This is a genomic window from Mycobacterium florentinum, from assembly GCF_010730355.1.
GTDB classification, from domain to species: domain Bacteria; phylum Actinomycetota; class Actinomycetes; order Mycobacteriales; family Mycobacteriaceae; genus Mycobacterium; species Mycobacterium florentinum.
In genome coordinates this window covers 2,172,301-2,197,873 of the sequence record NZ_AP022576.1, presented here as the reverse complement: position 1 = coordinate 2,197,873, position 25,573 = coordinate 2,172,301, and the positions used below count along the sequence as shown (strand labels likewise).

General features: G+C 64.9%; 14 protein-coding genes and 4 pseudogenes. 15 read left to right on the top strand and 3 right to left on the bottom strand.

Features of this window, described 5'->3' with window-relative positions; genetic code table 11:
- Positions 1-8: 8 nt before the first annotated feature.
- The gene (locus G6N55_RS10250; protein ID WP_085224222.1) at positions 9-497 is read right to left on the bottom strand and encodes a glutathione peroxidase; all 489 of its coding nucleotides are present in this window, start codon (positions 495-497) and stop codon (positions 9-11) included.
- A gap of 50 nt (positions 498-547) precedes the next feature.
- On the opposite strand from G6N55_RS10250, the gene G6N55_RS10245 reads away from it, so the two are divergent.
- The 14 genes and pseudogenes from G6N55_RS10245 to G6N55_RS10195 all read left to right on the top strand — a co-directional run bounded on the left by G6N55_RS10245 (position 548) and on the right by G6N55_RS10195 (position 23,537).
- Complete coding sequence (locus G6N55_RS10245; protein ID WP_085224218.1) at positions 548-2,035, top strand: DHA2 family efflux MFS transporter permease subunit; 1,488 nt, start codon at positions 548-550, stop codon at positions 2,033-2,035.
- A 128-nt stretch (positions 2,036-2,163) separates the two neighbouring features.
- Positions 2,164-3,102, top strand: coding sequence for a methionyl-tRNA formyltransferase (locus G6N55_RS10240; RefSeq protein ID WP_085224220.1), 939 nt, complete (start codon positions 2,164-2,166; stop codon positions 3,100-3,102).
- A 280-nt stretch (positions 3,103-3,382) separates the two neighbouring features.
- A pseudogene (locus tag G6N55_RS30455) lies at positions 3,383-4,636 on the top strand (condensation domain-containing protein); the annotation flags it as partial.
- A gap of 111 nt (positions 4,637-4,747) precedes the next feature.
- Positions 4,748-10,871: pseudogene (locus tag G6N55_RS30330) on the top strand (amino acid adenylation domain-containing protein); the annotation flags it as partial.
- Positions 10,860-12,280, top strand: a pseudogene (locus tag G6N55_RS30450) (condensation domain-containing protein); the annotation flags it as partial. The pseudogenes G6N55_RS30330 and G6N55_RS30450, both read left to right, overlap by 12 nt.
- Positions 12,272-17,286, top strand: a pseudogene (locus G6N55_RS30325) (amino acid adenylation domain-containing protein); the annotation flags it as partial. The pseudogenes G6N55_RS30450 and G6N55_RS30325, both read left to right, overlap by 9 nt.
- On the top strand, positions 17,263-18,636 hold the full coding sequence (locus tag G6N55_RS30445; protein ID WP_456299225.1) for a thioester reductase domain-containing protein: 1,374 nt from the start codon (positions 17,263-17,265) through the stop codon (positions 18,634-18,636). The pseudogene G6N55_RS30325 and the gene G6N55_RS30445, both read left to right, overlap by 24 nt.
- Positions 18,637-18,686: 50 nt before the next feature.
- Positions 18,687-19,730, top strand: a complete 1,044-nt coding sequence (locus G6N55_RS10220) for an alpha/beta fold hydrolase (RefSeq protein WP_085224021.1) — start codon at positions 18,687-18,689, stop codon at positions 19,728-19,730.
- Between the two features lie 81 nt (positions 19,731-19,811).
- The gene (locus G6N55_RS10215) at positions 19,812-20,474 is read left to right on the top strand and encodes a class I SAM-dependent methyltransferase (RefSeq protein WP_085224023.1); all 663 of its coding nucleotides are present in this window, start codon (positions 19,812-19,814) and stop codon (positions 20,472-20,474) included.
- 217 nt (positions 20,475-20,691) lie between these two features.
- Positions 20,692-22,074 carry an OFA family MFS transporter gene (locus G6N55_RS10210; protein ID WP_085224025.1) on the top strand — a complete coding sequence of 461 codons (1,383 nt, stop codon included), beginning with the start codon at positions 20,692-20,694 and terminating at the stop codon, positions 22,072-22,074.
- Positions 22,071-22,208 carry an MFS transporter small subunit gene (locus tag G6N55_RS29365; RefSeq protein ID WP_169718507.1) on the top strand — a complete coding sequence of 46 codons (138 nt, stop codon included), beginning with the start codon at positions 22,071-22,073 and terminating at the stop codon, positions 22,206-22,208. The genes G6N55_RS10210 and G6N55_RS29365 overlap by 4 nt, the downstream gene beginning before the upstream one ends.
- Positions 22,209-22,339: 131 nt before the next feature.
- Positions 22,340-22,735, top strand: coding sequence for a tautomerase family protein (locus tag G6N55_RS10205; RefSeq protein WP_085224027.1), 396 nt, complete (start codon positions 22,340-22,342; stop codon positions 22,733-22,735).
- A 73-nt stretch (positions 22,736-22,808) separates the two neighbouring features.
- Complete coding sequence (locus tag G6N55_RS10200) at positions 22,809-23,237, top strand: pyridoxamine 5'-phosphate oxidase family protein (protein WP_085224043.1); 429 nt, start codon at positions 22,809-22,811, stop codon at positions 23,235-23,237.
- A 75-nt stretch (positions 23,238-23,312) separates the two neighbouring features.
- Positions 23,313-23,537 carry a deoxyribodipyrimidine photolyase gene (locus G6N55_RS10195; protein ID WP_085224028.1) on the top strand — a complete coding sequence of 75 codons (225 nt, stop codon included), beginning with the start codon at positions 23,313-23,315 and terminating at the stop codon, positions 23,535-23,537.
- A 30-nt stretch (positions 23,538-23,567) separates the two neighbouring features.
- Here G6N55_RS10195 and G6N55_RS10190 read toward each other — a convergent pair whose 3' ends face one another.
- Together G6N55_RS10190 and G6N55_RS10185 are read right to left on the bottom strand one after the other, a co-directional pair.
- Positions 23,568-24,245 (bottom strand): PAS and ANTAR domain-containing protein, encoded by a 678-nt coding sequence (locus tag G6N55_RS10190; RefSeq protein WP_085224030.1) that lies wholly within the window; start codon positions 24,243-24,245, stop codon positions 23,568-23,570.
- 244 nt (positions 24,246-24,489) lie between these two features.
- Positions 24,490-24,939 (bottom strand): Hsp20/alpha crystallin family protein, encoded by a 450-nt coding sequence (locus G6N55_RS10185; protein ID WP_085224032.1) that lies wholly within the window; start codon positions 24,937-24,939, stop codon positions 24,490-24,492.
- Positions 24,940-25,080: 141 nt separating this feature from the next.
- Between G6N55_RS10185 and G6N55_RS10180 the strand changes: the two genes are divergently transcribed.
- Positions 25,081-25,458 carry a MerR family transcriptional regulator gene (locus tag G6N55_RS10180; protein ID WP_085224034.1) on the top strand — a complete coding sequence of 126 codons (378 nt, stop codon included), beginning with the start codon at positions 25,081-25,083 and terminating at the stop codon, positions 25,456-25,458.
- Positions 25,459-25,573: the final 115 nt, after the last annotated feature.

Sequence of the window (25,573 nt, the reverse complement as noted above, 5' to 3'; positions counted from 1 at the left end):
CCGACCGTCTATCGGGGTAGCACGGCCTCGATGGCGGTGATGACCTCGGGGGCGTCGGGCTCGGTGCGGGGCCGGAAGCGGTTGACCACCTCGCCGTCGGGCGAGAGCAGGAACTTCTCGAAGTTCCACTGAATGTCGCCCGCGCCGCCGTCGGCGTCGGCGGCCTTGGTCAATTCGGCGTAAAGCGGGTGGCGGCCATCGCCGTTGACATCGGTCTTCGCCAGCAACGGGAACGTCACGCCATAGGTCGTCGAGCAGAACTCCTGGATCTCCTCGGCCGTGCCCGGCTCCTGGCCCATGAACTGGTTGCATGGGACGCCGACGACCGTCAGGCCGCGGTCGCCATAGTCTTTGGCCAGTTTCTCCAGCGCGGTGTACTGCGGGGTCAGCCCGCATTTGGAGGCGACGTTCACCACCAGGGTTGCGCCGTCGGACAATTCGGCCAGCGTGGTCGGCTGGCCCTCGAGGGTGGTCAGGGCGATGTCTTTGAGGGTCACACCCACGACGCTAACGCAACGTCGGCAAACCGCCCTCGGCCGCCGTCTATATGCTCGGCAACGCTATGAACGACGCGTCTTCGGCAACCATCGGGCAATCGGGCGTGGGTGATGCCGACTATCCCGACAAGCTCGACGCCAGGCTGCTCCGGATCGGTGCGGTGTGCGGCCTGGCCAGCATGATGGGATTTTTGGACGGTACCGCTGTCGCCGTCGCCCAACGAACATTTGCCGTCGAATTCGGATCTACTCAGGTCGTCGTCTCATGGACGATGGCCGGCTACATGCTCGCGTTTGCTGCCGTCGTCCCGATCACCGGTTGGGCGGCCGACCGGTTCGGCACCAAGCGGCTGTTCATGGGCGGTGTCCTGTTGTTCACGCTGGCCTCGCTGCTGTGCACGGTGGCTCCAAACATATTGCTGCTCATCATTTTCCGCGTGCTCCAGGGAGCCGGTGGCGGCATTATGACACCGCTGAGCTATGTGATCTTGACCCGCGAGTCAGGCCCCAAGCGCCTCGGGCGCTTGATCGCGGTAGGAGCAATTCCCTTCTTGCTCGGCCCCGTTGGCGGACCGATTCTGGGCGGCTGGTTGATCGGCACCTACGGCTGGAAGTGGATATTTCTGATCAACCTGCCGATCGGGCTGATCGCCTTCGTGCTCGCGGCAGTCATGTTTCCCAAGGATCGTAGCGCACCGTCGGAGGCACTCGATGTCACCGGCGCGCTGCTGCTGTCACCCGGCATGGCGACCCTGCTGGCTGGGGTATCGGCCATTCCGGGGCGTCACACGATCGCCGATCGCCATGTGCTGATCCCCCTGATTACCGGCCTGGCGTTGATCGCCGCCTTTGTTTTGCACGCCTGGTGTCGCACGGATCACCCACTTATCGACCTACGACTGCTGAAGAACCAGGTGGTCAGGCAGGCCAACGTAACGCTGCTGATCTTCGCGGTCACTTACGTAGGGATATTGCTGGTAGTTCCGAGCTATTTTCAGGTCGCGCTGCACCAGACCCCGATGCAGTCGGGATTGCACCTGATCGCGATGGGCATCGGCGTCGTAGTGAGCACGCCCGTTGCCGGGGCACTCATGGACAAGTTCGGGCCCGGCAGGATTGTCAAGATCGGCTTCCCGCTGATGGCGGCGGGCCTGGGCATCTTCACCCTCGGTGTCGCCCGGCAAGCGGCCTACTCACCGACGTTGCTGGCCGGCCTGATGATTGTGGGCATCGGTGTTGGGTGCGCCGCGACACCACTGTCGGCGGCATGCGTGCAGTCGTTGGCGCCGCGTCAGATTGCTCGGGGTGCAACGCTGCGAAGCGTCAACGATCAGGTGGGCAGCGCCGCCGGGGCCGCGTTGATGGCGGTGCTGTTGACCAATCAGCTCCATCGCCACGAAGGCGGTGGCGGGGCGCAGCTGGCGCACGCTTACACGACAGTGTTTGCCGCGGCCGCCGCACTGGCGGTTGGCGCGAGCGTCTCGGCGGTATTTCTGTCGAGAGAACCAACGGGGCAGCCGCAAACGCCCGGGAGTTGATCCGCCCCTTTCTAACTACAACGGTCCGTTCGCTGAGTTAGGCGAGGCTAAGGTAACATCTTCCGCTGGCAGGCGGTGCTTAGCAAGAGCCCGTGCCGGGCGGGCAACGAGTTAGTGGGTTTTGCTTGATGCGCATTGTGTTTTTCGGGTTCCAGGCCTGGGGCCATAAGACCCTTCAGGCGTTGATTGATCTCGAGCATGAAGTCATGCTTGCCGTGACCCACCCGGCCAGCGACGAGTCCTATAAGGCCATCTGGTCGGCACCGGTCGACGAACTCGCGCGCAAGCACGGCATCCCTTTGCATGTCACCGAGACGGTTGATGCGGAAACTATCGACCTGGTCAAGCGCGCCGAACCCGATGTCATCGTCGTCAACAGCTGGTACTACCGGATGCCGGCGGAACTGTACAACCTTCCGCCGCACGGAACCCTGAACTTTCACGATTCGTTGTTGCCGAGGTTCACCGGGTTTTCACCGGTGCTGTGGGCCTTGATCAGCGGCGAGTCCGAGTTCGGATTGACCGTGCACCGGATGGATGACGGCCTGGACACCGGGGACATTCTGGTCCAGCGGGCGGTGCCGATCGGCCCCACCGACACCGGCACAGAATTAGTACTGCGAGGAATGGACCTGATCCCTGATGTGCTGGCGGAAGCGCTGACTGCGCTGGAGTCCGGTGTCGCGGTCTTTCGGCCGCAGAACAAGTCTGAACGGTCGTACTTCCACAAGCGTTCGGAGCGCGACAGTTTGATCGACTGGAGCTGGCCGGCCGAGGATCTCGAGCGGTTCGTGCGCGCACTGTCCGATCCCTATCCCCGGGCCTACTGCTTCTATCGCGGGGAGCGGATCGAGATCCTCGAGGCGCGCGTTTCCGATGCCTGTTACGGCGGTACGCCGGGTCGGGTGATGGTGCAGGAAGAGGGCGGTGTGGTGGCGTGCGGGCCCAACACGCGTCGGGGAGGCAACCGCGGCCTGCTGATCACTCGGGTCCGTTCGTCGGACGGAGTGGAATGCAATGGGGAGAAATTCTTTCGACGCGGGGGCTACCTGGATAGCCACACATAGTGCGGCTATCGACCAGAGACTCCGGCGCGGCCGAACATTCCGCTGCGGCGATCGAGCTGGGCGTGACTACTCCCGTCGCGCCTTATCGCGACGTCTTCACTCGGCGATGAGGTAACACGATGCAGCACAATCTATTTGACGACGACAGCGGCTTGCGTGCGAAACTGGCTGCGGGTCGAACCGGATGATTGTTCCTTTTTATGTTGTGCCGCAAGCCAACTCAACGACGCTAAGGTTGCGAGCGCCGGGACGCCGGCCCAAATAGAAAGTTCGTCATCAGATGCTCAATTACGGTGCGCAACCGGACCTGTTGGGATCGTTGACCCCTGCTCAGCGGTCGATATGGGCTGCCCAGGAACTGCGACCCGAAGTCCCGTACAACTTTGCCGGTTACGTCGAGATCGATCACGAAGTCGATGCTGAAAGGCTCATGGCCGCATGCGAATCGGCGGCAACGCGGTTCGGCACACCATGTGCTCGGCTATCCCTGGTCGATGGCGAACCCGTTTTCGTGCTCGACCATTCGGTTCCGCAAACCCTGCAATGTATTGACCTGCGCACCGAGTCCGACCCAGTAGGTTCTGCTCGCACCTGGATGAACGACGACTACCGTCGGCCGGTCGATCTGGACCGTGACCGGCTCACGAACTTCGTGCTCCTGCGAGTCGCCGAGAACTTGTCCTACTTCTACGTGCGGGTGCACCACGTCCTGATGGACGGCTATGGCGCCAACAATTTCATGCGGCACGTCGCGGCCGTCTATTCGGGAGCGCCTGCCAATACCGGCGAAGTCGATTTTTCGGAGTTCGCCGTGATCCGTGCCGCGGATCAGAGGTATCAGGAGTCGTCACGCAGCGATGCCGATGCCCAGTACTGGAAGTCGGTGGTGCGCGGGTCTCTGGAAGTCACGGACCTGGCGGGGATGCAGCGGTCGGTGGCGCCGCGCCACGCGCTGGTGCGCGAGCTGGCCTGCACGCATCGGTTGTCGGAGAACGCGCAGGGCCCCTTCGACGTCGCGAGGGTTGTCGCGGCAATGGCGGTGTTCATCGCGAAAACGACCGGGCGGCAGACTGTCTCGCTGTCACTACCGGTTTCGGCGCGCACGACTGCGGCGCTGAAAAGCTGTGCGGGCATGGTGTCGAACATGGTGCCGCTGATCATCGATGTCTGCGAAGCCGACACCATCGGTGCAGTCACTGATCGGGTTGGTACGGCCGTCATCGGTGCACTGCGGCATCAACAGTTTCGGCGTTTCCCGGAGATCGTCGGCGATGGAACTCATCCCGACATGAACGTCGAGTTCGGTCCGGTGGTCAACGTTCTCGACTTCGCGGCCCCGATCTATTTCGGGTCTTCCGAGGCCACCAGCAACATCTTGACCAACTTCCCCATCCAAGACGTCGCGGTCAACATCTATCCACGGCTGGGTGACGGCGCACCGCGAGTTCACTTCGCGTGGAATCCGGAGCGCTACACCGCCGACGAGATCGACGGGCACATCGCCCGCCTGGAATCGCTGTTCGACCGTCTCTTGGTGGCGGATCCGTCGGTGGTGGTGGGCGAGGTGTCGGTCCTGGATCACGGCGAGCGTGATCTGGTCCTGTCGGCGTGGTCCGGCGCTGAGGTGACCGCACCGGTTGGGGTGGTGCCGCAGCTGTTGGCCGCGGCGGTTGCGGCCGGTCCCGATGTGGTGGCGGTGATCGACGGTTCCCGGAGCGTCTCCTATCGCGAGCTTGACGAGCGGTCCACGCGGTTGGCGCGGGTGCTGATCGAGGCCGGGGTCGGCCCGGAGTGCGCGGTGGGCGTGGCGATGGACCGCTGCCTGGAACTGGTTGTGGCTTGGTGGGCGGTGCTCAAGGCTGGTGCGGCGTATGTGCCGGTAGATCCGGCCCATCCGGTTGAGCGCATAGCAACGGTGCTGGACACGGTGGCGGCGGTGTGTGTGCTGACCCGTGGCCGCGACACCCTGGCCGGTGCCGGGTCGCGTCCGGTGGTGTCCGTCGACGGTCTGGACGTGTCCGGGCGGTCCGCGGACCCCATCACCGACGCCGACCGGCTGGCCCCGTTACGGGCGGACAACACCGCCCATGTGATCTTCACGTCCGGATCCACCGGCGTCCCCAAAGGGGTGGCGGTCAGCCACGCCGGTTTGCTCGGGGTGGCCGACCACCACCGTGCGTTCGGACTGACCCCCGCTGCGCGGGTGCTGATGGTGGCCTCGCCAACCTTCGATGTGTCCGTCGGCGAGCTGTTGCTGGCGGTGGGTGCAGGAGCGACCTTGGTGGTGGCGCCACCGGAAGCCTCCGCCGGAGAGGCGTTGACGGCGTTGCTGTACGACCAGCGGATAGATGTCGCGGTACTGACCCCGACGGTGCTCTCGTCGCTGGATCGCGCCCGGTTAGCCGGCGCGCAAACCCTGATCACCACCGGGGAAGCCTGCCCGGAGGGCCTGGCCACGGCCTGGGTGCCGGGCCGGCAGATGTTCAATGCCTACGGCCCCACCGAGGTCACCATCTGGGCCACGTGCAGTACGCCGCTTCGGCCGGGGCAGCCGATCGGCATTGGTGCTCCCATTCCGGGGGTGCGCGCGCTGGTGCTCGATGCGCGCCTGAACCCGGCTCCCGTCGGGGTGGTCGGCGAGCTCTATTTGAGCGGGCCCGCGCTGGCGCACGGTTACGTGGGCCGGGTCGACCTGACCGCGGAACGCTTCGTCGCCAACCCCTACGGCGGCCCCGGGACACGGATGTATCGCACGGGCGACCGGGTGTCCTGGGGCCCCGATGGGCAACTGCGTTACCTCGGACGTGGCGATGCGCAGGTCAAAATCCGTGGCCACCGCATCGAACCCGGCGAAGTGCAGGCCGCCCTGGCCGCACTGGATGGCGTCGCTGCGGCGGTGGTGATCGCTCGCGAGGACCGCGCCGGTGACAAGCGCCTGGTCGGATATATCACCGGCACCGCCGACCCCGCCCGGATCCGCACCCGGCTCGGCGATCGGCTGCCCGCCTACCTGGTCCCGTCGGCGATCGTGACCATTGACGCGCTGCCGCTAACGGACAACGGCAAGCTCGACATCAGTGCCCTCCCGGCGCCCGAATACGCCGCCGGGAAATACCGCGCCCCTGCCGACGGGGTCGAACAGATTCTGGCAGGCATCTATGCCCAAGTTCTGGGGCTACCGCGGGTCGGGATCGACGACTCGTTCTTCGACTTGGGCGGCGACAGCATTATGTCGTTGCAGGTTGTGGCGCGGGCGCGGGCCGCCGGCGTGATGTGCCGTGCGCGTGACATCTTCGTCGAGCAGACCGTGGCCCGGCTGGCCCGGGCTGCCACGGTGTCCACCGACGACTTCGTGGCCGATGTGGGTGTGGGTGAGGTCGTCGCGACCCCAATCATGCGGTGGCTGCACAGCATTGAGGGTCCGGTCGATCAGTTCAACCAGACCATGGTGGTGCAGGCTCCCGCCGGCGTGGGCGAGGCCGATGTGGTGGCCGTCCTGCAGGCCCTGCTGGATCGGCACGACATGCTGCGGCTGCACGTGGACGACGATGGCGCCGGCGGATGGTCGCTGTGGGTGCCCGATCCGGGCTCGGTGGACGCCGGCGGGTGCGTGCGATCGGTGGACGTGTTGTCCGATGAAGCGCTGGTCGAGGCGCGGGCACGGCTGAATCCGGATGCCGGCGTCATGCTCAGCGCGCTCTGGGTCGCTACCACCGGTCAGCTGGTGTTGATTGTTCACCACCTGGCCGTCGATGGGGTTTCCTGGCGAATCTTGTTGGAAGACATCAACATTGCATGGTCTCTGCACCGCGGCGGGCAGCCTATCGCGTTGCCGGCGGGCGGCACGTCGTTTGTCAAGTGGTCGTCATTGCTAACCGAATACGCCTACCGCCCGGAAGTCGTTGCCCACGAGCAGGTCTGGCAGGAAGTGGCGGCGATCCCGCCGGCATTGCCTGCGGTGCACAGCGATGCGGATACCTATGCCGGCGCAGGACACTTGTCCGTGGTGCTGGACGCCGAGACGACCCGCATGCTGCTCAGCGAGGTGCCCGCGGCGTTTCATGCCGGCGTGCAAGACGTTTTGTTGATCGCGTTCGGGCTGGCGATTGCGCAGTTGCTGGGTAACGCCAAGTCGCCGATAGCGATTGACGTGGAAGGTCACGGGCGCCACGAGGAGCTGAGCTCCACGGTGGACCTATCGCGCACGGTGGGGTGGTTTACCGCCAAGTACCCTGTGGCGCTGAGCGTTGGCGGGCTGAACTGGGAACAGGTAGTCGCCGGCGAGGCGGCGCTGGGGGTGGCGATCAAAGACGCCAAAGAACAGCTGCGAGCGCTCCCCGAGGGCATCACTTATGGGCTGTTGCGATACGCGAACACCGAGGTGAATCTGGGGGATTCCGACCCGGCGCTCCTGTTCAACTACCTGGGGCGGCTGGGCGGCACGTCCGAGCTGACCGGCGATGTCTGGCTGCCCGACCCCAACGGCTTGTCGGCCACCGCTGTCGCGACCGCAGTGCCGATGCCGCTGACCCACACCGTGGCCCTCAACGCCGGCACACTCGTCACTGAGGCGGGTCCACAGCTGCAGGCCCAGTGGACCTGGGCGCCCTCCGTGGTCGACCATGACCAGGCAAACAGGTTGAGCGAGTTGTGGTTTGAGGCCCTGGCCGGTATCTGCGCGCACGTGCGCCGCGGGGGCGGCGGCCTGAGCCCATCGGATGTCGTCCCCGCGCGTCTTACCCAGCAGCAGATCGGCGAACTCGAGCGGCAGTATCCCGTTGCCGATGTCTTGCCGTTGACTCCGCTACAGCAGGGACTGCTCTTCCACGCCACGGCCGCGCACGGCAACGATGTCGATCCGTACGCGATTCAGCTGAGCATCGGCATCGCCGGCCCGCTTGATCCGCAGCGGTTGTGCGAGGCGGTGCAAGCCGTGGTCAACCGCCATCCCAATCTGGCCGCCCGCTTCTCCACGGAGATCGATCCACCCGTGCAGATCATCCCGGCCGACGCCGCGGTGCCGTGGCGCTACGTCGATCTCGGCGCCGACCAGGTCGATGTCGACGAGCAGCTCCAGCGGTTGTGTGCCGGCGAACGTGCCGGGGTCTGCGAGCTGGCCGACCCGCCGGTGTTCCGGGCGGCGCTGGTCCGAACCGCCGTTGACCGGTACCGGTTCGTCCTCACCAACCACCACGTCGTGCTCGATGGCTCGTCACTGCCGATCCTGCTGCACGAGATCTTTGCCGTCTATAACGAACAGCACCTGCCCGCGGCCGTGCCCTACCGCAGATTCGTAACCTGGCTGGCCGATCAGGATCTCGATTCCGCCCGCGCGGTCTGGGCGGAGGCGCTGACCGGATTCGACACGCCGACGTTGGTGGGCGCCTCGCATACGCACCGGCTGGGACAGCAAGGCGCGCAATCGTTCCGGTTGTCCGTGCCGATCACTCGGGCTCTCGATCAGCTGGCCCGGACGCACCACACCACCGTCAATACCGTCTTGCGCGCCGGCTGGGCGCAGCTGCTGATGGGGCTGACCGGACAGCATGACGTGGTGTTCGGCGCCGCGGTCTCGGGGCGCACAGCCGACGTCGCCGGGATCGAATCGATGGTCGGACTGTTGATCAACACGGTACCGGTGCGGGCACGCGTCACCGCGCAGACCACAATCGCGGGTCTACTCGACGAACTGCACAATGCTTACCAGCGCACGCTGGACCATGAACACTTGGCGCTGACCGAGATCCATCGCGTCACCGGCCACCACCAGTTGTTTGACACCCTCTTCGTTTACGAGAACTACCCGATCGACGCCGCGGCGTCGGTGGAACTCGGCGAGCTCGCTATCACGGAGTTCACTACTCGTGAATCCACTCACTACCCACTGACTCTGCAAGCGACGCCCGGCCCCGAACTATTGCTGCGCCTCGAATACGACTCCGATGTTTTCGATGCGGAAAGCGTTGGGGTTCTTGCTGATCGTTTGAAGCGGGTGCTGGTGGCGATGACGGCCGATTCGTCGCGGCGGTTGTCGTCGATGGATCTGCTTGATATCGGCGAGCGCGCTCGGTTGGATGTGTTGGGTAATCGGGCGGTGTTGACTGCGCCGGTCGTCGGGGTGTCGCTTCCGGAGTTGTTCGCTGCTCAGGTGTCTCGCAGTTCGGAAGCGGTGGCGGTAACCTGTGCGGGCCGGTCGCTGACATACCGCGAGTTAGACCAAGCCGCTAATCGGCTGGCGCACTTGTTAATTGCTGCGGGTGCTGGCCGCGGCGAGTGTGTTGCGGTGCTGCTGCCGCGGTCGGCCGAGGCGATTGTCGCGATTTTGGCGGTACTGAAGTCGGGGGCGGCATATTTGCCACTTGATCCTGCGGTACCGGATGCGCGCATTGAGTTCATGATTGGTGATGCGCGTCCGATCGCCGCGTTGAGCGCTGCCGAACTGCGAACGCGGCTCGACGGGCACCAACTGCCGGTGATTGATGTCAATGACCCGGTTGTTGATGCCCAACCCAGCTATGCGCCGGCGATGCCGGCCGCCGATGACCTGGCCCATATTATTTACACCTCGGGAACGACAGGTGTCCCCAAAGGGGTTGCGGTCACTCACCATAACGTCACCCAATTGATGCAGGGACTGGATGCCGCCCTGACAACGCCGAGTTCGGCGAAGGTATCGACGCAGTGGCATTCTTATGCATTCGATGCCTCAGTCCGGGAAATCTGGGGTGCGTTGTTGCATGGGGGGCGGCTCGTGGTGCTGCCGGAGTCGGTGGTCGGCGCCCAGGATGACCTGCGCGCCTTGCTGATTGCCGAGCAAGTCAGTGTCCTGAGCCAGACCCCTTCTGCTTTGGCGGCGCTGTCTCTCGAAGGTTTGGAGTCTGCGGCGCTGGTGGTGGGCGGTGAAGCATGTCCGCCCGAGCTGGTGGACCGGTGGGCGCCGGGTCGGATAATGATCAACGCTTACGGTCCGACCGAGACCACGGTGGACGTCGCGATCAGCGAGCCACTCGAGGCGGGAACCGGGGTGGTGCCGATCGGTGCGCCGGTTTCGGGTGCGGCGTTGTTTGTATTGGACGCCTGGTTGCGGCCGGTACCGGTTGGTGTGGTCGGGGAGTTGTATGTGGCCGGTCGTGGTGTGGGCATGGGGTATGTGCGCCGGGCGGATTTGACGGCGTCGCGGTTTGTGGCGTGTCCGTTCGGTGGGCCCGGGGCGCGGATGTATCGGACCGGGGATTTGGTGTCCTGGGGTGCCGATGGGCAGCTGCGGTATGTGGGGCGGGCCGACGAGCAGGTCAAGATCCGCGGGTATCGCATCGAACTTGGTGAGATCCAGGCAGCGCTAAGCGGTTTGGATCACGTGGATCAGGCGGTGGTGATCGCCCGTGAGGACCGCCCGGGTGATAAGCGTCTGGTCGGGTATGTGACCGGGGCCGCGGACCCGGCCGAGATCCGCGCCCAGCTGGCCCAGCGGCTGCCGTCGTATATGGTGCCGGTCGCGGTCGTCGTGATGGATGCGCTGCCGTTGACGGTCAACGGCAAGCTCGACACCCGCGCGCTGCCCTCCCGGAATACTCCGACGTCGACCACTACCGCGCCCCCAGCGACGCGGTCGAGGAAATCTTGGCCGGGATCTACGCCCAAGTACTCGGCGTCGAACGCGTCGGCATCGACGACTCCTTCTTCGACCTCGGCGGCGACTCCTATCGGCCATGCGCTTGATCGCGGCGATCAACAAAACTTTCGACACCCACCTCGCCGTGCGCACCCTGTTCGGCACCCCAACGATTTCGGAATTGGCGCCTCGGGTTCGCGTGCATGCGGGCGGTCGGGCGCCGTTGGTGGCCGGCGAGCGGCCCGCGGTGATTCCGTTGTCGTTTGGCCAGAGTCGGTTGTGGTTTCTTGGCCAGTTGCAGGGGCCGTCGCCGGTGTACAACATGGCGGTGGCGTTGCGGCTGCGTGGGCGGCTCGATGTCGATGCGTTGGGCGCGGCGCTGGCCGATGTGGTGGCTCGGCACGAATCGCTGCGCACCGTATTCCCGCATCGTGACGGTGTGCCGTACCAGGAGGTGCTGGCACCCGAGCGAGCGGACTTCGGCTGGGCTGTGGTCGATGCCGACGGGTGGTCACCGGCCCGGTTGAGCAATGAGGTGGACTCAGCCGCGCGGCACACGTTCGACTTGGCGACTGAGATCCCGTTGCGGGCAAAGCTTTCATGGTCACCGATGATGAACACGTCCTTGTCGCCGTGGCGCACCATATCGCCGCCGACGGCTGGTCGGTGAACCCGCTGGTGGGTGATCTGAGCGTGGCCTATGCCAGTCGGTGTGCGGGGCAGGCGCCCGGTTGGGCCGCGTTGCCGGTGCAATACGCCGACTACACGCTGTGGCAGCACACCCAGTTCGGGGATCTCGACGACAGCGACAGCCCCATCTCCGCGCAGCTGGCCTATTGGCAGGACGCACTGGCGGGGATGCCCGAGCAGCTGTCACTGCCCACCGACCGGCCTTATCCGCCGGTCGCCGATCTCCGTGGCTCGAGCGTGACCGTCGAGTGGCCGTCGGAGTTGCAGCAGCGAGTACGGGCGGTGGCCCGCGAGCACAACGCGACCAGTTTCATGGTGGTCCAGGCGGCGCTCGCGGTATTGCTGTCGAAGATGAGCGCGAGTTCGGATGTGGCGGTGGGCTTTCCGATCGCCGGTCGTAATGATCCCGCTCTTGACGAGTTGGTGGGCTTTTTCGTCAACACGCTGGTGCTGCGCGTCGAAGTGGCCGGGGATCCCACCGTCGCTGAGGTGTTGGACCAGGTACGTCAGCGCAGCCTGGCCGCCTATGAGCATCAGGACGTCCCGTTCGAGTTGTTGGTGGAGCGGCTCAATCCCGTTCGATCCCTCAGCCGTCACCCGCTGATTCAGGTCGGGTTGGCGTGGCAGAACCTGCCCGGGCAGCATCACGACCCCGACGCGGGGATGGCTCTGGGTGATCTGCAGATCACCCCGATGCCGCTGGACACTCACACCGCGCGCATGGACCTGACCTTTTCACTCGCCGAACGCTGGACCGAAGACGGCACGCCGGCCGGGATCGGCGGGGCGGTGGAATTCCGCACCGACGTGTTCGATGTCGCGACCGTGGACTCGTTGGTGGAGCGGTTGCGGCGGGTGTTGGTGTTGATGACGACTGATGCGTCGCGTCGGTTGTCGTCGATTGATTTGCTTGATGGTGATGAGCATGCGCGGTTGCAGGAGTGGGGCAACCGGGAGGTGTTGACGCTGCCCGCCAGCGCCCCGGTGTCGATTCCGGAACTGTTCGCCGCGCAGGTCGCGCGCGCCCCGGAGGCCGTGGCGGTCAACAGCGGAGACGGGTCGTGGACCTACCGCGAACTCGACGAGGCCGCAAACCGGTTGGCGCACGTGCTATCCGGGTGCGGGGCGGGTCCGGGTGAGCGGGTGGCGGTGCTGCTCAACCGATCTGCCGAAGCGATCGTCTCGTTGCTGGCGGTGCTGAAGACGGGGGCGGCGTATTTGCCGATGGATCCCGCGCATCCGGGGGCGCGGATGGAGTTCATGCTGTCGGACTCCGCGCCCATCGCCGCCCTGACCACCGCGGACCTGCGCGCGCGGCTGGAGGGCGCTGATGTGGCGGTCCTCGATGTCGAGGACCCGGCGATCGGCGCCGCACCGAACACCGCATTGCCGATACCCGCGGCCGATCACGTTGCCTACATCATCTACACCTCGGGCACCACGGGTAAGCCCAAGGGTGTGGCGGTCACGCACCGCAATGTGACCCAGTTGTTGGAGTCGTTGGACGCCGAGATGGAACTGGGGCAGGTGTGGACGCAGTGTCATTCGTTGGCGTTTGACTATTCGGTGTGGGAGATCTGGGGTGCGCTGCTGCACGGCGGCCGGGTGGTCGTGGTGCCCGACGCCGTGGTCCGCTCGCCGGAAGACCTGCATGCGTTGCTGGTCAGCGAACAGGTCAGCGTGCTGAGCCAGACGCCTTCGGCGTTCTACGCGCTGCAGGCCGCCGACGCGCTGCAGCCCGAGCTGGGTCAGCAGCTCAAGTTGCAGACCGTGGTCTTCGGTGGGGAGGCGTTGGAGCCGCAACGGCTGCAGACGTGGTTGCACAATCATCCGGGATTGCCGCGGATGATCAACATGTATGGCATCACCGAGACGACGGTGCATGCGTCGTTCCGCGAGATCGTGGACGCCGATGTGGACAGCAACACCAGCCCGATCGGGGTGCCGTTGGCGCATTTGGCGTTCTTCGTGCTGGACGGCTGGTTGCGCCCGGTGGCGCCCGGGGTGGTCGGGGAGTTGTATGTGGCCGGTGCCGGGGTGGCCGGCGGCTATGTCGGGCGCCCGGATTTGACGGCGTCGCGGTTTGTGGCGTGTCCGTTCGGTGGGCCCGGGGCGCGGATGTATCGGACCGGGGATTTGGTGTCCTGGGGTGCCGATGGGCAGCTGCGGTATGTGGGGCGGGCCGACGAGCAGGTCAAGATCCGCGGGTATCGCATCGAACTTGGTGAGATCCAGGCAGCGCTAAGCGGTTTGGATCACGTGGATCAGGCGGTGGTGATCGCCCGTGAGGACCGTCCGGGTGATAAGCGTCTGGTCGGGTATGTGACCGGGGCCGCGGACCCGGCCGAGATCCGCGCCCAGCTGGCCCAGCGGCTGCCGTCGTATATGGTGCCGGTCGCGGTCGTCGTGATGGATGCGCTGCCGTTGACGGTCAACGGCAAGCTCGACACCCGCGCGCTGCCCTCCCCGGAATACTCCGACGTCGACCACTACCGCGCCCCCAGCGACGCGGTCGAGGAAATCCTGGCCGGGATCTACGCCCAAGTACTCGGCGTCGAACGCGTCGGCATCGACGACTCCTTCTTCGACCTCGGCGGCGACTCCCTATCGGCCATGCGCTTGATCGCGGCGATCAACAAAACTTTCGACACCCACCTCGCCGTGCGCACCCTGTTCGGCACCCCAACGATTTCGGAATTGGCGCCTCGGGTTCGCGTGCATGCGGGCGGTCGGGCGCCGTTGGTGGCCGGCGAGCGGCCCGCGGTGATTCCGTTGTCGTTTGGCCAGAGTCGGTTGTGGTTTCTTGGCCAGTTGCAGGGCCGTCGCCGGTGTACAACATGGCGGTGGCGTTGCGGCTGCGTGGGCGGCTCGATGTCGATGCGTTGGGCGCGGCGCTGGCCGATGTGGTGGCTCGGCACGAATCGCTGCGCACCGTATTCCCGCATCGTGACGGTGTGCCGTACCAGGAGGTGCTGGCACCCGAGCGAGCGGACTTCGGCTGGGCTGTGGTCGATGCCGACGGGTGGTCACCGGCCCGGTTGAGCAATGAGGTGGACTCAGCCGCGCGGCACACGTTCGACTTGGCGACTGAGATCCCGTTGCGGGCAAAGCTTTTCATGGTCACCGATGATGAACACGTCCTTGTCGCCGTGGCGCACCATATCGCCGCCGACGGCTGGTCGGTGAACCCGCTGGTGGGTGATCTGAGCGTGGCCTATGCCAGTCGGTGTGCGGGGCAGGCGCCCGGTTGGGCCGCGTTGCCGGTGCAATACGCCGACTACACGCTGTGGCAGCACACCCAGTTCGGGGATCTCGACGACAGCGACAGCCCCATCTCCGCGCAGCTGGCCTATTGGCAGGACGCACTGGCGGGGATGCCCGAGCAGCTGTCACTGCCCACCGACCGGCCTTATCCGCCGGTCGCCGATCTCCATGGGTCGAGCGTTACGGTCCAGTGGCCGTCGGAGTTGCAGCAGCGAGTACGGGCGGTGGCCCGCGAGCACAACGCGACCAGTTTCATGGTGGTCCAGGCGGCGCTCGCGGTATTGCTGTCGAAGATGAGCGCGAGTTCGGATGTGGCGGTGGGCTTTCCGATCGCCGGTCGTAATGATCCCGCGCTGGACGAGTTGGTGGGCTTTTTCGTCAACACGCTGGTGCTGCGCGTCGAAGTGGCCGGGGATCCCACCGTCGCTGACCTATTGACCCAGGTTCGGGCTCGCAGTCTGGACGCTCTCGAACATCAAGACGTGCCGTTTGAGATGCTCGTCGAGCGGCTCAACCCGATCCGGTCCATGAGCCGTCACCCGCTGGTCCAGGTCGGGTTGGTGTGGCAGAACCTGCCCGGATGGGGCACCGACCCCACCGCGGGGCTGGCCTTGGGCGATCTACAGATCATCCCGATGCAGGCAAATACCCAGAGCGCCCGCATGGACCTGGCGTTTTCGCTGGCCGAACGCTGGACCGAGGACGGTGCACCCGCCGGGATCGGTGGGTCGGTGGAATTCCGCACCGATGTTTTTGATGCGGAAAGCGTTGGGGCACTTGCCGATCGGTTGGAGCGGCTGTTGGTGGCCATGACGGCCGATCCGTTGCGGCGGTTATCGTCGATCGACCTCCTCGACGGACGTGAGATCGCGCGGTTGGACGACTGGGGCAACCGCGCGGTGTTGACCCGGCCGGAGGTCGGGGAGTCGATTCCGGAATTGTTTGCCGCACAGGCGGTTCGCACGCCCGAGTTGTTGGCGATCAGCTGCGCGGGCCGCTCGATGACCTATCGAGAGCTCGACGAGGCGTCTAATCGATTGGCGCACTTGCTGGTTGGTCGGGGTGCGGGTCCGGGTCAGTGTGTGGCGCTGATGTTTTCACGCTCTCCCGAGGCGATCGTGGCTATTTTGGCTGTGCTGAAGTCTGGGGCGGCCTACCTACCGATCGACTCCGCGGTGCCCGATTCGCGCATCGACTTCATGCTCGCTGATGCTGCGCCGATCGCGGCGATCAGCACCGCTGAACTGGCTTCGCGGTTTGATGGCCACGGGCTGGTGGTGATTGATGTCGACGATCCCGTTATCGCCACGCACTCCACTGCGGCGCTGCCGGTGCCCGCTGCCGATGACGTCGCCCACATCGTGTACACCTCGGGCACCACGGGTGTGCCCAAAGGAGTAGCGACCACTCACCACAACGTGACTCAACTGTTGAAGCCGTTGCATGTCGGTCTGCCGTCGGGTCCGGGGCAGGTGTGGTCGCAGTGGTACTCCTATGCGTTCGACGCTTCGGTGGAAGAGATCTGGGGTGCATTGCTTCATGGCAGTCGGCTCCTGATCGTCCCCGAGTCGGTGGCCGCCTTCCCAGAAGACTTCCAGGCCTTGCTGATTGACGAGCAAGTCACCGTCCTGCATCAAACCCCGTCTGCGGTATCGGCGTTGTCGCTGGAAGGTTTGGAGTCGGCGGCTTTGGTGGTGGCCGCGGAGCCGTGCGCGGTCGAATTGGTGGATCGTTGGGCGCCGGGGCGGGTGATGACCAACGCCTACGGGCCGACCGAGACCACGCTGTGTGTGACGGTCAGTGTGCCGCTGCAGGCCGGGGCCGGGGTGGTGCCCATCGGGGTGCCGATACCGGGCGCGGCGTTGTTCGTGCTCGACGCGTGGTTGCGGCCGGTCCCACCCGGGGTGGTCGGTGAGTTGTATGTGGCCGGCCGCGGTGTGGGGTTGGGCTATCTGCGCCGGGCGGGGTTGACGGCGGCGCGGTTTGTCGCCTGTCCGTTCGCTTCTGGGGTGCGGATGTATCGCACCGGGGATTTGGTGTGTTGGGGTTCCGACGGCCAGCTGCGCTACCTGGGCCGGGCCGACGAGCAGGTCAAGATCCGCGGGTACCGCATCGAGTTGGGCGAAATCCAAGCTGCGCTAAGCGGTTTGGCTGGCGTGGATCAGGCGGTGGTAATCGTGCGCGAGGACCGCCCCGGTGACAAGCGTCTGGTGGGCTACATCATAGAAGCGGCGGCCGGGGCGGTCGACATCGCCGGTGCGCGCACCGCGCTGGCCAAGCGGTTGCCGGCCTACATGCTGCCGGCCGCGATCGTCGTCGTCGACGCGCTGCCGTTGACGGTCAACGGCAAACTCGACACCCGCGCCTTGCCGGCACCGCGATACCGGGAAAGCGAGTACCGCGCCCCGAGTAACGCGGTCGAGGAATCGCTGGCCGACATCTACGCCCAGACACTCGGTCTCGAGCGGGTCGGGGTTGACGACTCCTTCTTCGACCTCGGCGGGGACAGCATTTCGGCGATGCGCCTGATCGCCGCGATCAACAAAGCCCTCGACACACACCTCACCGTGCGCATCCTCTTCGACGGGCCATCGGTGAGCGCGCTGAGCCAGCAGGTGGATCGCCACACCCTGGATCCGCGCTATGTGACGGTGCACGGTGCCGAACCCACCGAGGTCAACGCCGCCGATCTCACCCTGGACAAATTCATCGACGCCGCAACGCTTTCGGCGGCCGCCGCGCTGCCGGGCCCGAGTGCGCAGGTGCGGACGGTCTTATTGACCGGTGCGACGGGCTTCCTCGGGCGCTACCTGGTGCTGCAATGGCTCGAGCAGCTCGAACTGGTCGACGGCACGTTGATCTGTCTGGTCCGGGGCAAGACCGACGAAGACGCTCAGCGTCGGCTGGAGCAGATCTTCGATAGCGGCGACCCGCGACTGATGGCGCACTTCCAGGAATTGGCCGCCGACCATCTGCGGGTCATCGCGGGGGATAAGGCCCTAGCCAGCCTGGGCCTCGACGAACGGACCTGGCGGCAACTAGCCGACTCGGTCGATTTGATAGTCGATTCGGCCGCGGTGGTCAGCGGTGTGCTGCCCTACAGTGAGCTGTTCGGCCCCAATGTCGCGGGTACCGCCGAACTAATTCGGTTGGCGCTGACCACAAGACTGAAGCCCTACGGCTACGTGTCCACGGCCAACGTGGGCGACCCGATTGAGCCGTCGTTGTTCACCGAGGCCGCCGACATCCGGGTCATCAGCAAGACTCGACTCAACGACGGCAGTTCCGTCAACGGTTATGCCAATAGCAAATGGGCCGGTGAGGTGCTGCTGCGGGAGGCCAACGACTTGTGCGGGCTTCCGGTTTCGGTGTTCCGCAGTGGCATGATCTTGGCCGACACGAGTTTTGTCGGCCAGCTCAACGTCTCGGACGTGGTCACGCGGATGGTCCTCAGCGTGGTGGCCACCGGCATTGCGCCCGGTTCGTTCTACCAGCGCGATGCCAATGGGAACCGGCAGCGGGCCCATTTCGATGGGCTGCCCGTCGAATTCGTCGCCGAGTCGATCGCCACCTTAGGAGCCCAGATGGTCGACGGGTTCCAGACCTATCACGTGATGAACCCGCACGATGACGGGATCGGGCTCGACACGTACGTCGACTGGTTGATCGAGGCCGGCTACGCCATCGAGCGCATCGACGATTTCGACGAATGGTTGCAGCGGTTTGAGACCGGCCTGCGGGCGCTGCCCGATCGACAGCGAAAGCACACGGTGCTGCAGATCTTGCAGTCTCGCGACCTCCGGCAGGTGCGTCCTGCGGTGCCCACTCGTGGGTCCGCCGCGCCGACCGACCGATTCCGCGCCGCGGTGCAGGAAGCCAAAATCGGGGCCGACAACGACATCCCGCATGTGTCCGCGCCGATCATCGTCAAATACGTCACGGACCTGCAACTCCTCGGGTTGCTCTAGCCTTTCGATAACGGTTCTTTCGCCGGCCAGAACGTCGTACGCTCGTTGCGATGCTGGCAAAGTCCGAGATCCGGTTCCTGCGCGTTGGCGACCGCCGCGTGGCGTTCGACGTCCGCGGGGACGGCCCACCGCTGGTGGCTCCGGCGTGGTGGGTGAGCCATCTCGAACTCGACTGGGAGGGTGCCGGCTTCCGGCGATTCTGGGAAGGCGTCGCCGGCGGATACACCATGGTTCGCTACGACCGGCTCGGCGTCGGCATGTCTGACCGCACGGTGCGAGATTCGGACCTGACCCTGGACGGCGAAGTGGCGATGCTGCGCGCGCTCCTGGACGAACTCGGTTACGAGCGCGTATCGCTGTTGGGCGGATCCTGCGGGAGCTGCACCGCAATCGCCTTTGCCGCAACGTATCCCGAGCGCGTCGACCGGTTGGTCTTGTACGGGTCGTACGCCGACGGCTCGGCGATCACCGCACCGGAAGTGGGCGACGCGATCGTCGCGGCGGTCCGCGCGCATTGGGGACTCGGCTCCCGTCTGCTCAGCAATATGTTCCTCGGTGCGGCCGAATCCGCGGAGCACCAACGCTTTGCGCGGTTGCAGCGCGAAGCCGCGACCGCCGAGGCCGCCGCCGCATTGTTGGGTCTCGTCTATCGCCTCGACGTACGGGCGTACCTTGCTGACGTAAGCGCTGAAACGCTGGTCGTGCATCGTCGCGACGACCGCGCCGTGCCGCACCGGCTCGGGCGCGAGGTCGCGGCCGCGATCCCCGGCGCCACGCTGATCTCGCTGCCCGGGAGCGCCCACTTCCCGTGGCACGGCGATGTGGATTCCGTTGCGCGCGCATGCCGTGAGGCGTTGGGACCTCCGTCGCCGTTGCCGCAGCACGCGAGCAAGCCGGAGCCGGTCCTACTCTCCGCGCGCGAACGGGAGATTCTCGGCTGCCTCGCGCGCGGTCTGAACGATCGCGAGATTGCCGAGCACCTGGTGCTGAGCCCGCACACAGTGCATCGTCATGTCGCGAACATCCGCCGCAAGCTCGGGCGCACCTCGCGCACGGCCGCCGTTGCCGAGGCCGCGCGTCTCGGGCTCCTCTGAGCTAGCCGAAACGGGCCATCGGCAAAAGATGGCCGCCTTGGGCGATGCGCGCGCCCCGTGGCCCCGTCTACGTTTGCGCCCATGACTGAGACCGCGAGCGAAATAGAACTAGCAGTGCGACCGCCGTCCGCGGCGTGGCTGCGGATCATGGCGTTGGTGTACGACCCGTTCGTGTGGCTCGGCGAACTGGCAGGCATGCGCCGCCGGCGACGCACGGTGGTGAGTAGCGCGCGGGGACGCGTCGTCGAGATCGGTGCCGGAACCGGGCTGAACATCGCACACTACTCCGACGGCATCGATGACCTCGTGCTGATGGAGCCGGAGCCCGCAATGCGCCGCAAGCTCGCCCGTCGCTTGCGGCGACATGCCCGTCCGGCGCGGATCGTCAACGCGCCCGCGGAGTGTTTACCACTGACCGATGAGTCCGTGGACACCGTCGTCTCAACACTTGTCCTGTGCACCGTCGAGGATCCCGAACGCGCGCTGCGCGAGATCGCTCGCGTGTTGCGCCCCGGCGGGCAGTTGCTGTTCGTCGAACACGTGCGGGCGAATTCACGGTTGCTTGCGGCGTGGCAGGACTACCTGTTCCGCCCCTGGCGCGCCTTCGCCGGCGGATGCTGCTGCAACCGCCCGACCGCGGAGTTGATGCGCGCGTGCGGATTTGCTGTCGACGCCGAGGAAGCCGTGTGGCGCGGAATGCCGCGCATCGTCCACCCGCTCTTGATGGGCCGGGCAACTCGTTAGTTTCGTTGACTAGAAGCGTTTTCATCACACTTCCTCGACTTCATGGTGTGACCTGGATCGCTAACATCGGGTGGACTCGCCGAGAAGGATCGGCAGTCGCTCCACGAAAGCGTCGTCAAGATGCTCCGGGATGTTTCTGTCTTGCTTACCAATTGGCTACTGACAGGAAACCACCGGGCGTTCTGATGCGCGCGGAGCCCGCTGTGAAAAGAGGACAATGGAGTCTGCTGGGGTGTTGTCGCGTGATCGAATCGTTGCCGGCCCAGGATGGAGTAGGTGGCTCGTTCCACCTGCCGCGCTCTCGATACATCTGGCGATCGGCAGCGTGTACTCCTGGAGCGTTTTCAAGCTTCCGTTGCATGAATCGCTAAGAGCATCGGGGCTTTTGAGTGCCATGCCGTTCACGCTGGGCATTGTCATGCTGGGCGTGTCGGCAGCCGTCTTCGGCACGGCGGTCGAAAGGCGAGGCCCCCGGTGGGCGATGTTCGTGGCGACCACCTGCTTTTGCGGCGGTTTGCTCGTCGCGGCGGCGGCGGCCGAGATCGGCCAGATGTGGCTGATCATCCTCGGCTATGGCGTCCTCGGTGGGATCGGCCTCGGAATCGGTTACATCTCACCGGTTTCCACCCTGATGAAATGGTTCCCCGACAAGCCGGGCATGGCGACCGGCTTCGCCATCATGGGATTTGGCGGCGGTGCGCTCATCGCCTCTCCATGGTCGTCGCAGTTGATGAAATGGTTCGGCACCGATCGGCACGGACTGGCGGAGACGTTCTTGGTCATGGGTGTGGCGTACGCCGTGCTGATGTCGGTGGGCGTCCTGCTGGTCCGAGTGCCACCGCACGAATGGGAACCACCCATTGTCAGGGTCGCCGCGTCTAAGATGCCGCACGCCGCGGGGCCGGATCGCACCGCCAACGAGGCGATCAAGACGCCCCAGTTCTGGCTGCTGTGGATTGTGTTGTGCTTCAACGTCACTGCGGGAATAGGGATCCTGGAGCGGGCGGCACCCATCTACCGGGATTACTTTCCTCATGCGACTTCTCCCGCTGCGCTGACGGCGGCCGCGGCGGGATTCGTCGCGATGCTGTCGCTGGCAAACTCATTGGGACGCATACTCTGGTCCACGGCCTCGGATGCGGTCGGCCGCAAGAACATGTACCGGCTCTATCTCGGTGTCGGGGCGATGCTGTACGGCGTCTTGATCGTCGCGCAAAACACGAGCAAGCCGCTGTTCCTGGTGGTGTGCATCCTGCTGTTGTCGTTCTACGGCGCGGGTTTCGCGACGGCGCCGGCCTACCTGCGTGACCTCTTCGGCTACCTCGAAGTCGGCGCGATCCACGGCAGGTTGCTGACCGCCTGGTCGACCGCGGGCGTGCTCGGACCGGTGATCGTCAACGCGATTGCCGACAATCGCATTGCGGCCCATGTGGTAGGCCCCGAGCGCTATCGATGGTCATTCACGATCATGGTGATCCTGTTGCTGATCGGCGTGGTCTGCAATGAGCTGATTCGTACTCCGCGGCCGCCCAGCTTCGTTGTGGCAGGGGTGGATACGCGAAAGCCGGCGAGCGTGATCTCCGGAGAGGCTGGGCAATGACCGCGCAATCGATCGAGACGACATCGCCACGCGGCAAGCTGCTGGGTCTGGCCAGCTGGTTGTGGGTGGGGGTGCCATTCGTCTATGGCCTCTACGAGCTGGTGGTGAAGATTCCCGCGTTGTTCACCAACTGACACCGTAGGAGTTTGCGACCACTCGTTACGTGTCACCAGCACGTCTTGCCGTTGTTTCGGAGTACACCGGATGAGCCGCAGGATTGTCGGCGAAACATCGACAACCGCCGGCGCTCGTCCAAAGATCAAGTATGCCGATCTATACCTGCACAACCACCGAATCAACGTTGCCTCGCTCGATCAAGGCGGCGCTCGCGCGTGAGATCGCGACCATCCATTCACAGATCAATCACGTGCCCAGTACTTATGTGAATGTGGCTTTTCACGAATTGTCCGGGGACAACCTCTACACCGACGGTGCGCCGGCCAGCCCGGTCCTGGTCAGCGGCTGGATACGCGAGGGCCACCCTAAGACCGAGGTCACCCGGCTTGCCACCGAAATCGCCTCCGCCGTCACCCGGATAGCGGGTGTGCCCGCCGAACAGGTTTTGGTGGTTTTCGAAAGCAGCCCAGCCAGTTTCGCCGTCGAAGGCGGGCGCGTCCTACCCGAGCCCGGCCAGGAACAAGCCTGGATCGCGGGCACCTGACCGGGCGGGCAAGGGGAGCCCACCCGTTGTCGTGAGGGAATAGCCGGACGGGGCTGGTGTGTTCAATTTGGCCATGACTGCTTTCAACATCCCCCAGCGTGAAGAGTTCCTCGCAGCACTGCACGTCAGTGTGTTGTCGGTCGCCGCCGACGACGGCCGTCCGCCGGCCAGTGTCCCGATTTGGTACGACTACGAGCCGGGCGGAAACATCCGGGTCAACACCGGCGCGTCGTCTCGCAAGGCCAAGCTCATCGAGCGGGCCGGCGTGGTGACGCTGGTCGTCCAGCGCGAAGAGCCGCCGTATCAATATGTGGTCGTCGAGGGCACCGTGGTCGAGACCACCAAGCCGACCCCGCTCGACGTGCGCGAAGAGATCGCGATCCGCTACCTCGGCGAGGAGGGTGGGCGGGCGTTCGTCAGCAGCATCGAGGGGCAGGAAAGCGTGCTCTTCACCATCCGGCCCGACCGCTGGATCACCGCCGATTTCTCCGGCGAACTCTAAGCAGCCTTAACCGTTTGTTTGGTGGGGCTTTGCGAGGGTATTCCGTAACAACTTCTCGCAAAGAAAGGGACTGGCATGTTGCACTCGGTCATTCTGGCTAGTTCGGATCCCGTTGCGGCAGGGTTTATTCTGCGTGGGATCAAGGGAATTTTCGTCTTCATCGGAAGCATCATCGCCGCGATCGTGTGCGGCCTCATTGCCGCGATGAAAGGCCGCAATCCGCTGGGATGGGGGATTCTCGGGCTGTTCTTCTCCATCCTTACGCTGATCGTCGTCATCGTTATTCCGAGCAAAAAGTAACAATCTCAAGAGCCGAGGCTCTTTCGGCCCTTAGGATTTCCGATCAGCGACGCGCTGATGCGCGGTTAGCAGTAGGTGGTCGAATTCGGATTGCGAGGCGAAGCCCGGGCCGAAACGCCGGAATTCATCGCAAATTCTTTCGGCCAGCAGCCGCAGCTTGACGTTGGCTTCCTGAGATAGCCACTTGAGCAGGTCAAAGGCCGCGTCTGCGTCGATGCCGTAGACGAGCATCAACATGCCTTTGGCTTGCTCGATGCCGGCGCGCTGCTCGGCGATCTCGGCCAGCTTCGCGGTGACGAGGTCTTCGCGCACCTGATCGGGCGGCGGGGAAACGTCGACGTAAAACCCGTGTGTTCCGATCACGGCGCCCTGGTCGTCGCGAAGCTGGTCACCGACGACCACGACGTGACGCACCTGTCCGCGGGTGTCAATGATCCGATGGCGGGTGCTGAATGACTGGTAAGTGTCCAGCATCTGATCGATGGTCGCCGCGACCTGCCCACGGTCGTCGGGATGTTTGTGCGACAGCACCAGTTCGGTGGTCGGGGTGACGGTGCCGGGCTCGTAGCCGTGCAATCGTTGTACCTGTTCGGACCACTCCCAGCGTTGTTCGGAAAAGTAGAACCGGAACCAGCCTGCTCGTTGTGGCGCACCGCCGGCCAGGGCTTGTTCGACGTCGGCCGATTGGCCGTTGAGGTCCCAACTCATCGCGGAACACGTCTCCTTGGGTTCAGGTCACCGGACACGACCGACCGCGCCACGCGCGCACCTCCGAATATAGGGGGTGAACGAGCGCGAAATCGCGAAACCACGGCGTCGGTATCAATGGCGCTGACTGCTCAACGCCGAGGGCGTTCCAGATCATGTCATAACAGTCGGCGCTGGTCGGTTAGCAGCGGTGGGCGGCGGCTGTTGAGTGCGCGCACTGCGGCCGCCGCCGCTCGTCAATCGACTAGGCGTCGATGACCTCACGCTTTGCGTCGCGGTCATCGATGGCCTGGTGTCGCTCGCCACGGCCGACGCTGATCTTGCGCGGCTTGGCCTTTTCCGCCACCGGAATGCGCAGGCGCAGCACGCCCTGGGTGTAGGAAGCCTCGATCCCGTCGGTGTCGAGGTTTTCGCCGAGCACCAGCTGTCTGCTGAACACTCCGCGTGGCCGCTCGGTGGCCAGCATCTCCCGGTTGGGGTCAACGGCCGGACGCTCGGCCCGCACCGTCACCACATTGCGTTCGATGTCGATATCCAGCGAGTCGGCGTCGATGCCCGGCAGGTCGAACTCGACAACGAATTCTTCGTCCTCGCGCCAGGCGTCCATCGGCATCACCGCGGGACGGGCGGCCGTACCCAGTACCTGCTGGGCGAAGCGGTCCAGCTCACGGAAGGGGTCGGTACGCATCAGCATTGCAGCCATCGTTCACTCCAATCTGTTATCGCCTATCGGTATTATCTATGTTGATAGGCATAGGTTTTATATAACACCATCGAAATTTCGATGCAAGTGTGATAAATAGATTTTCTGTACGAACGAGCGGGGAGGTACTCAATGGCCGATGCCCCGGACTGGGCCGGCGCGCCGGCGTCTGACCGTGGTGTGTACGGAATCTCCGTCGCCGCCGAGCTTTCCGGTGTCCCGGTACAGTCGCTGCGCCTCTACGAGCAGCACGGCCTTCTCACGCCGTCGAGAAGCGAGGGCGGGACCCGGCGCTACAGTGCCGATGACTTGGCCCGGCTACGGCGCATCAGCGCGCTGGTCGACGCCGGCGTCAATCTGGCCGGCATCGCACGCATCCTCAACCTCGAAGACGACAATGCGGAACTGTCCGCGACGAACACCGATCTGCGCTCGACGAACCGCACGTTGCGCAAGGCCGCGAAGGCCAAGAGTTCCAAAATCGAACCGGCGGGCGGGGGAACGACCTGATCGGTATCGCCGATTTCGCCCCCGGGAGGCCGCAAAGCCTTTGTCCACGAGCATCTTTGGGATGACTCCGAGTCAACCGGGGTAAGCTCACAGTTTGGGCGCCGCATCCACAGGG